This window comes from Sinomonas sp. (genome assembly GCF_051955515.1).
In the GTDB taxonomy this organism is placed as follows: Bacteria; Actinomycetota; Actinomycetes; order Actinomycetales; family Micrococcaceae; genus Sinomonas.
Genome location: NZ_JBQCGQ010000193.1, coordinates 1 through 13,601, shown reverse-complemented (window position 1 = coordinate 13,601; position 13,601 = coordinate 1). Strand labels below are relative to the sequence as shown.

The window sequence follows — 13,601 nt, the reverse complement described above, 5'->3', positions numbered from 1 at the left end:
TCCGTTCTACGGCGAGCTGGGCGGGATCAACGCCGTGGTCGTCACGCCCGCAGCGTGGGACGAGCGCCGGGAGCAGATCCTCGCCGACTATGCCGGCTCGTTTACGCTCGGCATGGGCCAGTTCTGCACCAAGCCAGGGTTGCTGTTCGTGCCGACGGGCGAGGATGCGGAGCTCGAAGAGCCCCTGATCAACGCGCTGCGAGACGTTCCTCTTCACCCGCTCCTGGCCGAGCGGCTGCACGCTGGGTTCGCGGAGGCCGTGGGCGAGGTCTCGTCCCAGCCGGGCGTCCGCGTGCTGGTCCCCGGGAGCTTCGACGAGGCGCCGCACCCCACCGTGCTCGTTGCGGAGGCCCGCGACGCGCTCGCCGACCCCGAGCTGCTGCGCCGCGAGATGTTCGGCCCGGCGAGCGTCATCGTCCGCTACTCCGACTCGTCAGAACTCCACAGGCTCGTGGACACCCTCGAGGGCCAGCTCACGACCGCGCTTCACGGCACCGACCGCGACGCCGCCGACGAATCGACCGAGGAGCTCAGCGAAAAGCTCGCCGAGCGCAGCGGCCGAGTCCTGTGGAACGGCTGGCCCACCGGCGTGACGGTCAGCTACGCCCAGCACCACGGGGGACCGTATCCGGCCACCTCGAGCAACACCACCTCCGTGGGCACCGCCGCGATCCGCCGGTTCCTCCGGCCGGTCGCGTACCAGGACTGGCCCGAGGCGCGGCTCCCGGAGCCGTTGCGCGATGACAATCCGTGGGGCGTGCCCCAAAGAGTCGACGGCGTGTGGAAGCGCCCTGAGCGAAAGGGAGCCCAGTGAGCGAGCTCTTAGAGCGAGTCCTGCCCGAGGACGCTGGGAAGGCCGTTTTGGTCGCTCGCGTGTGGGATCCCTCCGCCGGCGGCCCGCGTGTTGCGGCCGTTCGCGGAGACGAGGTCTACGACCTCCAACGTGAGGCACCCACCGTCGCCGGGCTTCTCGCCGGCGGTGACCCTGCCGCCGTCGTAGGTTCCGCCGTCAGCCGCGTGGGCGAACCGCGTTGGTCGACGGTGGAGCTGCTCGAGGCCTCTGAAGCCGGTGATCGCAGCCGGGCGCATTTCCTCGCGCCCATCGACCTGCAGGTGGTCAAGGCCTGCGGCGTGACGTTCGTCGAGAGCATGATCGAGCGGGTCATTGAGGAGCGTGCAGGTGGTGATCCCCACCGCGCCGCCCAGCTCCGAGAGCGCGTGGGTACCGCTTTGGGAGGCAGTCTCGACGGCGTTCGCCCGGGGAGCACAGAAGCGGAGCGCGCCAAGGAGGTGCTGCAGGAGGAGGGGCTGTGGTCCCAGTACCTCGAGGTGGGCATCGGGAAGGACCCGGAGGTCTTCACGAAGGCGCCTGTTCTCTCATCTGTTGGGTACGGGGCGCGGATCGGCGTCCTCGAGGCGTCCGAGTGGAACAATCCGGAGCCTGAGCTCGTGCTGCTCGTGACCCCTGACGGTCTGCCGGTCGGCGCGACCCTCGGGAACGACGTCAACCTGCGCGACATCGAAGGCCGCAGCGCACTCCTGCTCGGCAAGGCCAAGGACAACAACGCCTCGAGCGCTCTCGGGCCGTTCATCCGCCTCTTCGATGCCGACTTCACGCTGGATTCCCTGCGCAACGAGGAGATCCTGCTGGACGTGCACGGCGACGACGGCTTCAGGCTCGAGGGGCGCAACAGCCTTGCGCACATCAGCCGGCCGTTCGAGGAGCTCATCGGCGCGACCGTGGGGAAGCACCACCAGTATCCGGACGGTTTCGCGCTCTTCACCGGGACGCTGTTCGCACCCGTGCAGGATCGCGGTGAGGCGGGGAAGGGCTTCACGCACAGAGTGGGGGACAGGGTGGAGATCTCGAGCCCTCGCCTCGGAACGCTGGCCAACACCGTAGCGCTGTGCGAGGAGTGCCCGCCGTGGGAGTACGGACTCGGGGAATTCTTCGCCTATCTGGCGAGCCACATGGCCTGAGCCCGTTCAGGCGAGAGCGTTCAGGAGGAGTTGGCTCGTCGCTCGCTCAGCAGCTCCTTGCTGCGGAGCAGTCGAAGCGCGGTCACCAGGAGGAGGCCGCCGAGGACGTTGAAGACGACCGTGTAGGCGAACCAGCCCAGCCACTGCCCGTAGCCGAAGGGCGCGCCCGCGTGAAGGGCCCCGAAGATCAGCAAGGAATCAAGAATGGAGTGGAAGAGCGGGAGGCCTGAAAGCAGGAAGCCGCCCGCAACGGCGGCCGCGATTTTCGCCGGAACCGATTCTGTGCCGTGCTGCATTCGCGTCATCAGGGTAATCGTGCTGCCGCCCAAAGTCGCCAGGCAAAACGACTGGAGATTGGGCGGTGCCTCGGTGAAATGCCGCGCGGATTCGATGACGGTGGGAGCCCACTCGGGAAAAGCGCGCAGGACCAGCCACATGAAGCACCAGCCGCCCGCGAGATTCGCTACCAGCGTTCCCACCCACAGTTTGCCGAGCTGCCCCAAGCGGGCCTCGCGGGCCGCCACTGCGGCAATGGGGACCAGAAAGCCCTCGGTGAACAATTCGCTCTTGGCCAGCAGGAGGGCGATGAAGCCGATGCCGAACGCGAGCCCTGCCAGCAGCTTGTTTCCTGTGGAATGCTCGACGGCAAGATACGCCATGACCCCGAGCCCGACTTCGACCCCACCGAAGAAGCCGGTAATGAGCACGGACCGCCAAGGTCGGTGCAGGCGCTGCGCCCCTTCGGCGACGATCCGGTCGAAGGATTCCTCGATCTCCTCCTCGACCGGACCGTCGTTGCTGCCGAGTTCCCGACGGCGGTCCTCGTCGCTCACAGGTCAGTCGGCTTCCTCTTCCTCGGTCAGGCCCCGCTGTGCAAGGTCGGCGGCCTCCGATGACTCGTCGGGCAGCGGGTCGGTCGCCGGGGGGACCTGGCTGGGCGCATAGTCGGCGAGCCCGGCGGCCACCCGCTCCTGTTCAGTGGCAGCCTCCAACGCGTCGTCGTCCAAGCTTTCTGGCATCCCTGCATGGCCCTTGTAGGCCCGGGGCGGGAGGGCGTCTTCCTCCGGGGTGATGACGTCATCGAGGTTCGGAGCCTCATTGTTGTCTGCGGTCGACACGGCAATCCTCCCTATAGAGACAGAACGGTGAGAGACAGAACGCTCTTTGCTGGTACCCCTTACCCGCCAGCTCCCCCGCCAAGCGCCAGGATCGTGACGGCATGTGGAAAGCGCTTCTCTGGCGGTGATCTCACGTGACCGGAACTGTCATGAAGGATGGGGACCAAAGGCCTACCGTTCGGTCTCCAGACGCCGGATAAATTGCTGGAGGCGATGAGCGCCGAGGACTTAATTGGATCGTTATGGGGGAAGGTTTCGACGTGACAGATGCACATATCCCGGGGGACTCGACTTTCGGAGTGGGGGAGGCGGTGCGTTTTCGCCGTGATGTCAAGGACCCGCTCCTGGCAAACGTGCGGGCTAACGAGGGAGACGAAGGCGAAATCGTCCACGTGCTGCCGCATCTCGTCCCGCCGGCAGTCGTGGTGAAGCTGGAAAGCCCGCGGTTGCCGAACATCACCCGGGTCATCGTGCAGACCGAGCTGCTCGAGCTCACCAGGACCGCAAGCATGGCGGCCCATCCTGCTTCGCACAGGATCGGCGCCGTGAGGACCCTTCCAGTCGCCCGATCCCGTCGGCAGGATGTGCCGCGGATCTCAGGGCTTGCGCCGGTCATCCCCATCGACCGCAGCCACGCGGATGATGCGCCACGGCGAACGCATGCCCGAGCCTGACGAGCGTCATCGCCACTTCTGCGGGCCCGGTCATGGCTGGGCACCCCCGCATTCGCCGGTTAGCCCAGCAGGCCGCCCTCATGGTGGGGCACCCCAAGCGGCGCTGGGACACCGACCTGCGAGTGCTCGTAGTGCAGCACGGGGCCTGCGGTCGCTGCATTCCAAGGGAGCACGGGCGTCGCCGCGGGCACGGGTCTCGGCAAGATCACGGCAGCAGCGACGATGAGAGCCATGATGACCGCGACCGCCGCCCAGGATGCCACCACCGCGATCCGTGCGGGATCATGTCGTGTGCTCTGCCTTGCGCCGTGACGAGGCGAGGCGCCGTGAGGCAAGTAGCGAATGTGACGTTGGGCAGATGCGGCGCTGGGGAAGAAGGAGCGCCCCCGCACGGGCCCGTGTGCCAGCCGCATGTTCATGAGTTCCTCCTCTCCTCGAAGGACCTGACACCATGTATTTAGCGCGATGGCCCGCGGCGCTCAAGACCCCCGAGCTCTTGTTTGGCACGCGGCTCCGGTGCCACCGTGGTGTCCATGGGACGGCTCATAGTTCAGGAAACGATCAGCGCGGACGGCTTTGCTGCGGACCCGGAGGGAACAACGTCCTTCATGGAGCCCTTCATCGGCGGGTCCGCTGAAGGGTTCGCACGGAGCCAGCTCGAACTCATCGAGGGCCTCGATGGGATGCTCATGGGCGCCCGCACGTATGAGGGGTTCAGCACGTTCTGGCCCACGGAGGCGTCAGCGGGCGAGATGATAGCGCCGGCCCTCAATTCGCTGCGCCGGTATGTCTTCTCCCACTCCCATTCCGAGGCGCCGTGGGGCGAATTGGGCGACTGCAAGATCTTGTCCGGCGACACCGGGGAGGCGATTCGCCGCATCAAGGCGGAGTCCGACGGCGACATCGGGTGCTGGGGGAGTCTCACCTTGGTGCGGGAGCTCCTTGATCTCGGCGAGGTCGACGAATTGCGGATCGTCGTGGCGCCGTCGATGATCGGACAGGGCCGGCGTTTCGGGTCAGGGGGCTCTCTGAAGCTCGCCCTCAAGAAGGCGGTCACGCACGACGACGCCCTGGTCGAGCTGATCTACGACCTCAACCCGACCGGCTGACGGACGAAGAATTCCCGCCCCTCGAGTAGTGCTTGTCATTACTTGGGTGGGATGCCGGAAAAGTCGAGTACAAGGTTTCTCAAACAAGTGGTGCGGGACTCTCGGATCTCCCATAGCGTCATTCATGCGTCCAGATTCGGGCGATGCAGACGATGAAGGGGATCCATCGTGCACCGTGCGCCGGCGTCTGCCGCAATTCCGCTGGCGGGCGCCGGAGCGGGTGCCCTTTCGCACCACTCGGAGGAACCATGAACAACTTGCCGACCCCACCTACTCGGATCCGGCGCGTGCTTGCTGCCGCCGTCCTGGTGCCAGGGATCACAGGGGCCTTGCTCACCGCCGGACTCCCTGCCCAGGCCACGGGGCCGGCAGGCACCCAGGGCATCTGCAACGGCGTCGTCAATCAGCTCGCCCATCGGGGCGCCATCCAGGAGAACCTGCTCAAGGCCGCGACGAAGCGCAACGCGGACGCCATCTCCGTGCTGAACGCACAGAAGGCCAGCCTCCAGATCCAGGCGGACGGGTTGAGCGCACAGATCGCCGGCCTCAACGCGACGATCCAGCAGGCCGACAGTGAGCTCGCAGCCCTTGAGGGCCAGCTCAGCACCACGCAGGACCAGATCAACTCCCTGACCGCCCAGCAGAGCCAGACTCAAGCGCAGATTGACGCGGCAAACTCCGCGCTCGCGACGCTTCAGTCCCAGCAGGCAAGCCTCACCGCCCAGATCACGACGCTTCAGGGTCAGCTCGCGACAGCGCAGGCCGCCAGCACGGACCTCAAGAACCAGGCCAGCACCACTCAGGCAGCCCTTGACGCCAACACCGCCGCCATTCAGACGGCAACCGCGGAACTTGCCACGCTCCAGGCCGCGGCCAACGACGCCCAAGCGGCGCTTGCAGCGAAGCAGAGCCAGATTGACGCCGCGAACCAGGAGCTCATCGCGCTGCAGGCTGCCGCCAAGACCGCGGCCGACAACGTGACGAGCGCCCAGCAGGCAGTCGACGCAGCTCAGGCGGAGCTCACTCGCCTCCAGGGGGTGGCGACGACGGCGCAGTCTGCCCTCGATGCCCAGAACAAGGCGGTGAGTGACGCCCAGGCCGACCTGCAAGCAAAGCAGCAGGTCGCTTCCGACGCTGCCGCGGCGGTTGATGCCAAGAACGCCCAGATCGCCCAGGCGCAGACGGACCTCGCAGGCCTGCAGGCGACGGCCCAGCAGGCCGCGGACGCTCTCGCCGCCAAGAAGGCCCAGATCGCCCAGGCCCAGAGCGATCTCGCTGCGCTCCAGGCAGCCGCGCAGAAGGCGGCTGACGCAGTCGCCGCGAATGCGAAGGCCATCGCGGACGCACAGGCGTCGGTCACGACTCTCCAAGGTCAGCTCTCAGCCGCGCAGCAGGCCGTGACCGCCAAGCAGGCAGAGCTCACCGCGGCGCAGAATACCCTCGCGTCCCTGCAGCAGCAGAAGACCCAGCTGCAGAACGACATGGCCGCCCAGCAGGCGATTATCGACAAGTACCCGTCGACCTCGAACGCGCAGGCCAAGCGCGATGCTCAGGCTCAGCTCGCGGCCGACCAGACCAAACTGGACCAGGTGAACACGCAGATCACCACCACGAACGGGCAGATTGCCGCCCTGCAAGGCGATCTGAATACGCTGCAGACCAACGTCAATACCCTCAATGCCCAGCTGCTCTCTGCCCAGCAGAACAGCAGCGCGCTGCAGCAGCAGGCGGCGCCCCTTCAGGCCTCGCTCGCGAGCGCGAACGACGCCGTCACCGCGAAGCAGGCCGAACTCGCGGCCCTTCAAGGACAGCTGCCGAGCCTGCAGGCCGCCGTCGACAGCGCCAACGCGGCCGTCGCGTCGAAGCAGGTCGATCTCGCGACGCTCCAAGGCCAGCTTCCCGCGCTTCAGGACACAGCGAATACCGCGCAAGCGGCTGCGGACGCCCAAGCGCAGACCGTGGCCAATCTCGCAGCCCAGCTGCCCACCCTCACGGCCAGCCGCGACCAGGCCCTCGCCGACCTGAGTGCGCAGCAGGACGTCCTGACGCAGCGTCAGGCAGACCTCGCTACCGCGAACGCCGTCCTCGCCGCGGCGCAGCAGGCGGTGTCGGACAAGCAGGCCGAGATCCAGGGACTGCAGGACCAGCTCCCTGCCCTCCAGAGCGCCGTGGGCCAGACGACGGCGGCGGTGGCGGCAAAGCAGGCCGAGCTTGACGGGCTCAACGCGATCAGCGATGGCCTCGTGGCGCGGCTCAAGGACCTCAATGCCCAGATCGCAGCGGCGGAGCAGAACGTCCTGAACCTCGAGAATCTGGTCGCGCCGCTCCTCACGCAGCTGGACGGGCTTAACCAGCAGGTCTCGGCCACCGAGCAGCAGCTCGCTTCGCTCCAGCAGCAGTCGGTCAGCATCGACAAGCAGGTCAGTGCCGCCCAGCAGGTGCTGTTGGCTCTGCAGGCGCAGAAGGGCCCCAAGGCCGACGCCATCAAAGCCCAGAAGGCCGTGGTGGCGGACCTACAGGCCCAGCTCGCCTCGGTGCAGGCACAGATCAGCGCGATCGACGGGACGATCTCCAACGGCGGGTGCCTGGTCCCGGGCACGTAGCGCTGGTTCAGCCAGCCTTTCCTGAACGCCCGGGCCGTCGTGGCCCGGGCGTTCGCTGCGCCCGGCGCGCGATCATGCGCAGCTGGAGGATGCGCACCGCGCCGGCCACCGCGACCAGCACCCCGCCCGCGACGGCCGCGATGAACAGCGCGAGACCCAGCGGAACGAAGCCGTCGAGGCCGAGGAACTGCACGCGAACCGTGTCCTGATTCTGCAGGAAGAACACGATCAGCAGGATCAGGACGATCAGGGCGACGACCACCGTCGCCCAGACGACACCAGCTCGCGTCACCGGCGGCTGTGGTTGTGGTTGCGGCTGGGATTGGGGCCGCGGCCGGCCGGTGCCGTCGGGCTTCCGGGGCGAGGTCGGGGGCTGAGGTAGCTGGCTCATGATGCTCCCTTCATGATCGGTCCCAGCTATTCTTCCCCCGAAGTCCCGATATCGATCAGCTTCCCGAGCCCACGAGTTCGACCGCGACCATGTCCCACCGGTCGCTCGTCGGGGCAGTGGCGCCGATGGCGACCTGAGTGCCGGCGACGCCCGTGGTCTGGTTGGTGTACTCGGTCCACGAGGTGTCGCCGTGCGCGGTGTCGACCCATTGCTCGAGGATGACGAGGCCGGTCGGCAGGGTGCGGGCGATGGCGTTGTCCCAGTCGTGCCCCACGCCGAAGACCAAGGAGGCGGCCGCTGTCGTTGTGATGCTCACGCTGGGGGCGCCAGTGGCAGCACCGCCTGAGGCGACGGCTCCGGCTCCCTTCGCGCCTTCATAGGCGACCACGGAGAGTTCCTGCGTGTACCCTCCGGAGCTCGGCGCGGACTGGACGCTCACGTTCGAGATCACGGTGGCTGCCGTCGCGGTCCACACCTCGGCGTCGCCGTACTGGCCGTTGGAACGGCCGAGGAGCTTCCACGTGAGGCCCGCGCCCGAGACGGTGGCGGTCTGGGAATTGGCCTTGGCCGGTCCATCCTGGGAGACGAACGCGAGCAGGACTTCACCGGCTGCGACGGTGCTGAAGGTGGGCGTGGCGACGGTTCCGGACCCGCGGACGTCGACCAGCGCCTGCTGGACGAAGCAGGTCATGGCGGGCGCCGGGTTCTGCACCGTGATGCCCACGCCGGCCGAGGTTCCGGTGTTGCCGCTTGTGTCGGTGGCAGTCGCGGTCAGGGTGTGGGCGCCGTTGGCCGTCTTGGTGGTGTCCCACGTGAGCGCGTAGGGGCTTGCAGTGACCGCGCCGCCGAGCGGCTGGCCATCGAGGAAGAACTGCACGGAGGCGACCGCCACGTTGTCGCTCGCGGTCGCAGCCACGGGGGCGCTTCCGGAGACTGTCTGGCCAGCGGTGGGGTTGGTGATCTGCGCGGTCGGCGGGGTGGTGTCCGAGGGCGGTGGCGCGCTGGAGCCGGGGAGAATCTCGACTCCCGCCATGTTCCACCTGTCGGTAGTCGGCGCGGTGTCGGCGAGCGAGACCGACTGCCCGGCGGCGCTCGTCGCGGTGATGGTGGCCTGCGCCCACATGGTGTCGCCGCTTCCGGTATCGAGCCACTGGCTGATCATCTGCTGCCCGGAGGCGAGCGTGCGGGCCTTCGCGGCGTCCCAGTCGTTGCCGACGGCCAGGGTCAGGGAGCCAGCCGCCTTCGCCGCGAACGAGACAGCCGGCGGACCGGAGGCGGCCGCAGCCACGCCCGATGCGCCAACCCCCGCGGAGTTCACGAACGACTCGACCACGAGCTGCTGGTCATACCGGGCCTGGCTCGGCGTGGAGGTCACAGTGGCTCCGTTGAGGACATTCGGTGCCGTGGCCGTCCAGATCTCGGAGTCACCCAACTGGGCGTTGCTCCGGCCGACGCGGGTCCAGGTCAGGCCAGCGCCGCTGACGGTCACCGTCTGGCCGCCCTTCTTCGCGCCGTCGCTCGCCACGGCAGCGATGAGGACTTCGCCCGGAGCCGCCGTCGTCAATCCCGTGGCACTCACGGTGCCGTTGCCGCGGGCGGTGGTTGAGCGATCCAGCGCAAGGGAGGTGCCGGCGCTGACGCTGACCGGCACGACGGCGGCCGTGTTGGCGGTGCCCGTGCTGTCGGTGACGCGGGCGCTCAGGTTATGGGTGCCCGGGCTGGTGGTCCCCACAGTCCAGTTCACGCTGTAGGGCGCCGTGGTCACGGGGCTGCCGAGGGCCAGGCCGTCGAGGAGGAACTGGACGGAGGAAACCGCTGCGGGGGCGGTTGCCGAGGCGCTCGCGGTGAGGGTCACCGTTCCTGAGACCGCTGCTCCCGGCGCCGGGCTCGTGAGAGCCGCCGACGGCGGCACAACGGTAGGGTGGGTCTGGTTGCCGACCGCGACGCTGCTGCCGTTGATGGTGACCACGGTGTCGGTCACGTTGTTGGTGTTGTCGCTTTCGGTGAGCACATGCAGCGGGTCGGCAACTCCACGGAGAATATAGGTTCCGTTGGCCACGCCCGAAATGTCGATCGGCTGTCCCGAATCCGTCTGGTCATATTGGTCGCCCCACCCCACCGACCAGCCGAGGGGACGCGTCGGGTCCGTGCAGTTCGACTGCGGGATAAAGGACGACGTGGGGGTATTCGGGACTCCGCCCACTTCGACGTCCGCCGTGATGCAGTAGTCCGTCTTGGGACTCGTCGCGACGACGGCGCCGATGGACCCGTCTGCATTGATGGTGTTGAGGGTGAATTTGGTCAGGGGGAATTGGTAGTCGCTGGGCGAGTCGAAGACGCCGATCGCGGCCAAGGGCACGGTGTGGTCCAAGGACCATGAGCCGGGGGCCGAGCTGTTGTAGATCGACTGGACGAACGTCGCTGTTCCGGTGGCGGAATTGTAGGTCGGGTCAATTTCGAACGGTCCGACCCCGGCATCCCACGTGATGTGGGTGAACCGGAGCATCGGGTGATTCGTGGTCGGGTCGGTGCCGATCGAAATGAGGTTGGTGGGGACCTGGACCTGCATATCCGGCGGGGTCACTGTTGCGGCAGCGGAAGGAGCCGCGGCGGCCGCGACGATTCCGAAGCCCGCACACGTGGTGAGGGACAGGAACCAGCTGAGAAGGGGCTTGCGGTGCATTGTGGGCCTCCTCGAGGCCAGACACGCCTGTGGATCACGTCCGAGCGCTGTTTTCAAGGGCGGGGGCGTCGTGCTTTGGAGCGGATGCGGAGCCGAGAGAGGGAGATCGGCAGTCTGACTCTGCCGGCTAAAGAAATCGGATGCTCTGTCTCGCTATCAGGAGCTTGGGGACCTTTCGGCAGGACGAGCATGCGCTCCCAGCATTCTTTGAGCAATACGCACTTGTACGTACGGGAAGCGGTTCCTAGCCTCGACCCGTCGGATCAAGCCGAGAGTTCGAAAGGCCCGCCATGGAGCCAGCCGAGAACCTTGCCGCCCAGCTCATGGGCCTCCCGACCAGGCAGGAGTACATGCAAGCTGCGAGCGAAATGCTCGCGAAGCTTTTCCCCGGACTCGGCGTGGGGTGGGCGTCGCTCGATGCGCAGAGCGGCGAGGTTGAAGTGATCAATTACCCGGACGTGCCCAGCGTGTCCCGCGAGGTATTCGTCCGCTTCTACGAGGAGCATCCTCTCATTCGCGGATACATGGTCCACGAACAAGCAGAATGGGACATTCTGCGGTTGAGCGATCTCATCTCGGACAGAGCGCTGCGGGAGACGCCGGTCTATCGCGAAGCCCTCCGTCTGGCAGGGGTCGACCGACAGTTCTCGATTCGGCTGAGCGTTCCGGGGGACGCTGGCCTGAGTGCGTGGGCGCTGGTCAGGAACGGCCAGGACTTCTCGGACGCCGAACTCGAGCTCGCCGCGTCGGTTCAGCCGGTCCTGCGGCTCCTGAATATGGCCTACCCGCGGAATATGGCCTACTCCCGCATCGATGAGGTCGAAACGCAGAATGACCCTGACGCCTTCGACCTGACGGCGAGAGAGCAGGAAATCCTGCACCTGATCGGGCACGGGCTCACCGCCGTCGCGATCGGGCACCTCCTCGGAGTCAGTCCCCGCACCGTGGCCAAGCACCTCGAACACGCATACACCAAGCTCGGCTGCACAAACCGCGTCGATGCGCTGAACAGGCTCCGGGGCATTGAGGCCGCCGATCATCTCCAGCACGTCTGAGACTGGCCAGATCTGGAACTGGCTCTGGCTCAGGTGTTCATGCAGGGTGGATCCGTGGGATTCGATGCGGGTGCAGTCTTCGATGTCGTGGATCTCATCGGCGTGCTCGCGAACGCAATTCTGGGCGGCGCGGTCGCGCGGCAGCTTCGCATGGATCCGATCGGCTTCCTGGTGCTCGCGGTGCTGTCCGCCCTCGGGGGCGGCATGATGCGGGACACGCTCCTCCAGCATGGCTTCCCCGTGGCCCTCACCAACCCCGCGTACCTCATCACCGCCGTGGTGGGGGCAGCGGTGGCGTTCGTGGTCCGGCTCGACGGCGTCTGGGCCTCGCGCGTGCTCCTGGTCGCGGATTCGCTGGCCCTGGGCTGTTGGTCGGCGACCGGTACGGTGAAGGCGCTGGGCGTCGGCCTGGACTGGCTCCCGGCCATGCTGCTCGGGCTCCTGACCGCGGTCGGCGGCGGAATGGTGAGGGACATCGCCGTCGGACGACTGCCCGTCATCTTCGGCGGCAACACCCTCTACGCGACCGGCGCACTGATCGGCAGCGCGGAGATGGTAGTGGCGTATGGATGGGGGCAACAGAACGTGGGGTTCGCCCTCTCGATCGTCACGGCTTCGGCAGTCAGCCTGATCGCGCGTCGCCGGGGGTGGAGGCTGCCGGAGCCCGTCGAGTGGAGACTCGGGTCGTTGACGGGAATCCGCTGGAATCGCCACCGAAAGGAGAAGCCATGACATCCGCGGCAGACGCCGTCCTTTCCGCCCAGTCCACGATTCAGGAGTGGCAGGAGTCCCTGTACAAGGACCTCCACGCCCACCCCGAGCTGAGCCATCAGGAGGTCAGGACGGCCAAGATCGTGGCCGAGCAGCTCCGGAATGATGGCTTCGCCGTGCACGAGGGCATCGGAGGCACAGGTGTGGTGGGGGTGTTCCAGAACGGGGATGGGCCCACCGTGCTCCTGCGCGCCGACATGGATGCCCTTCCGATCGCCGAGGCCACGGGGCTCGACTATGCGAGCACGGCCACGGGAACGGACGCGAGCGGGCGCGAGGTGCGCATCATGCATGGCTGCGGGCACGACGTCCATGTCGCCTGCCTCCTCGGCGCCGCGCGGCTCATGGCCGGAGCCCGGGAGTCGTGGGCGGGCACCCTGGTTGCGCTCTTCCAGCCTGCCGAGGAGATGGGAGACGGAGCGCGCGGAATGGTCGACGACGGCCTCACCTCGCGCGTCCCGCGGCCCGACGTTGTGCTGGGCCAGCATGTCCTCGCCCACCCGGCGGGCACGCTGAGCCCGCATCCCGGCGCCTTCCTGTCGATGGCGGACAGCATTCGCATCACGCTGCACGGGCGGGGGAGCCATGGCTCGATGCCTCATCTCTCGATCGATCCGGCCGTCTTGGCGTCGATGGTTGTCGTGCGGCTTCAGGGGATCGTGGCACGCGAGGTTCCGCCGGGGGAGTTCGCGGTGGTGACCGTGGGCCGGGTTGCGGTCGGCGCGAAGAGCAACATCATCGACGACCACGCGGTCCTCGAGCTGAACATCCGCACTTACGACCGATCCATCCGGGACCAGATTCTGGGCGCGATCGAACGCATCGCCCGGGCTGAGAGCGCCGCCTCCGGCTCGCCGAAGGAGCCGGACATCGAGGTCTACGACAGCTATCCGCTCACCAGCAATTCGGAGGAGGCCACGGCGCGGGTCGCAGAGGCGTTCCGGGAGCATTTCGGCGACCTCGTCACCGACTTTGGCCGGCAGACCGCGAGCGAGGACTTCAGCGCGATCCCCGACGCCTTCGGCGTTCCGTATACGTATTGGGGGGTCGGCGGCACGGATCCCGAGGCCTACCGGCAGGCCGAGGAGCGCGGGACCGTGAGCTCCGATATCCCCGCGAACCATTCGCCGCGCTTCGCGCCGGTCCTGGAGCCCACACTGCAGGCCGGCACGGGCGCGCTCGTTGTCGCGGCGCTCGCCTGGCTCGCCCGCTGAGGC

Annotated in this window: 13 protein-coding genes; 8 read left to right on the top strand and 5 right to left on the bottom strand. The window is 67.4% G+C overall.

Features of this window, described 5'->3' with window-relative positions; all coding sequences use genetic code 11:
• Both ACTHL9_RS11145 and ACTHL9_RS11140 read left to right on the top strand, forming a co-directional pair.
• A partial coding sequence (locus ACTHL9_RS11145; protein WP_440519103.1) for an aldehyde dehydrogenase family protein occupies positions 1–814 on the top strand: 814 nt, incomplete at its 5' end.
• A complete protein-coding gene (locus ACTHL9_RS11140) occupies positions 811–1,980 on the top strand; it encodes a fumarylacetoacetate hydrolase family protein (RefSeq protein ID WP_440519102.1) in 1,170 nt (389 codons plus the stop codon). The genes ACTHL9_RS11145 and ACTHL9_RS11140, both read left to right, overlap by 4 nt.
• A gap of 20 nt (positions 1,981–2,000) precedes the next feature.
• Here ACTHL9_RS11140 and ACTHL9_RS11135 read toward each other — a convergent pair whose 3' ends face one another.
• Positions 2,001–2,813, bottom strand: a complete 813-nt coding sequence (locus ACTHL9_RS11135) for a formate/nitrite transporter family protein (protein ID WP_440519101.1) — start codon at positions 2,811–2,813, stop codon at positions 2,001–2,003.
• A gap of 3 nt (positions 2,814–2,816) precedes the next feature.
• On the bottom strand, positions 2,817–3,098 hold the full coding sequence (locus tag ACTHL9_RS11130; RefSeq protein WP_440519100.1) for a hypothetical protein: 282 nt from the start codon (positions 3,096–3,098) through the stop codon (positions 2,817–2,819).
• Positions 3,099–3,358: 260 nt separating this feature from the next.
• Between ACTHL9_RS11130 and ACTHL9_RS11125 the strand changes: the two genes are divergently transcribed.
• The gene (locus ACTHL9_RS11125) at positions 3,359–3,772 is read left to right on the top strand and encodes a hypothetical protein (RefSeq protein WP_440519099.1); all 414 of its coding nucleotides are present in this window, start codon (positions 3,359–3,361) and stop codon (positions 3,770–3,772) included.
• 59 nt (positions 3,773–3,831) lie between these two features.
• Here the strand turns inward: ACTHL9_RS11125 and ACTHL9_RS11120 are convergent, their stop codons facing one another.
• Positions 3,832–4,035: a hypothetical protein gene (locus ACTHL9_RS11120; RefSeq protein WP_440519098.1), complete on the bottom strand. Its 204-nt coding sequence runs from the start codon at positions 4,033–4,035 to the stop codon at positions 3,832–3,834.
• Positions 4,036–4,305: 270 nt separating this feature from the next.
• Here ACTHL9_RS11120 and ACTHL9_RS11115 point away from each other — a divergent pair, with 270 nt between their 5' ends.
• A complete protein-coding gene (locus tag ACTHL9_RS11115; RefSeq protein ID WP_440519096.1) occupies positions 4,306–4,881 on the top strand; it encodes a dihydrofolate reductase family protein in 576 nt (191 codons plus the stop codon).
• Positions 4,882–5,129: 248 nt separating this feature from the next.
• Positions 5,130–7,484 carry a chromosome segregation ATPase gene (locus ACTHL9_RS11110; RefSeq protein ID WP_440519095.1) on the top strand — a complete coding sequence of 785 codons (2,355 nt, stop codon included), beginning with the start codon at positions 5,130–5,132 and terminating at the stop codon, positions 7,482–7,484.
• A 7-nt stretch (positions 7,485–7,491) separates the two neighbouring features.
• Here the strand turns inward: ACTHL9_RS11110 and ACTHL9_RS11105 are convergent, their stop codons facing one another.
• Together ACTHL9_RS11105 and ACTHL9_RS11100 are read right to left on the bottom strand one after the other, a co-directional pair.
• Positions 7,492–7,776 carry a LapA family protein gene (locus ACTHL9_RS11105; protein WP_440519093.1) on the bottom strand — a complete coding sequence of 95 codons (285 nt, stop codon included), beginning with the start codon at positions 7,774–7,776 and terminating at the stop codon, positions 7,492–7,494.
• Between the two features lie 154 nt (positions 7,777–7,930).
• Entirely contained in the window at positions 7,931–10,558 is a 2,628-nt protein-coding gene (locus ACTHL9_RS11100) for an Ig-like domain-containing protein (protein WP_440519092.1), read from the bottom strand.
• Between the two features lie 290 nt (positions 10,559–10,848).
• Between ACTHL9_RS11100 and ACTHL9_RS11095 the strand changes: the two genes are divergently transcribed.
• From ACTHL9_RS11095 to ACTHL9_RS11085, 3 genes are read left to right on the top strand one after another with little or no spacing between them, the layout of a single operon-like run.
• Positions 10,849–11,613: a response regulator transcription factor gene (locus ACTHL9_RS11095; protein WP_440519091.1), complete on the top strand. Its 765-nt coding sequence runs from the start codon at positions 10,849–10,851 to the stop codon at positions 11,611–11,613.
• Between the two features lie 54 nt (positions 11,614–11,667).
• Positions 11,668–12,345: a trimeric intracellular cation channel family protein gene (locus tag ACTHL9_RS11090; protein WP_440519089.1), complete on the top strand. Its 678-nt coding sequence runs from the start codon at positions 11,668–11,670 to the stop codon at positions 12,343–12,345.
• Positions 12,342–13,598 carry an amidohydrolase gene (locus tag ACTHL9_RS11085; protein WP_440519087.1) on the top strand — a complete coding sequence of 419 codons (1,257 nt, stop codon included), beginning with the start codon at positions 12,342–12,344 and terminating at the stop codon, positions 13,596–13,598. The genes ACTHL9_RS11090 and ACTHL9_RS11085 overlap by 4 nt, the downstream gene beginning before the upstream one ends.
• Positions 13,599–13,601 lie beyond the last annotated feature (3 nt).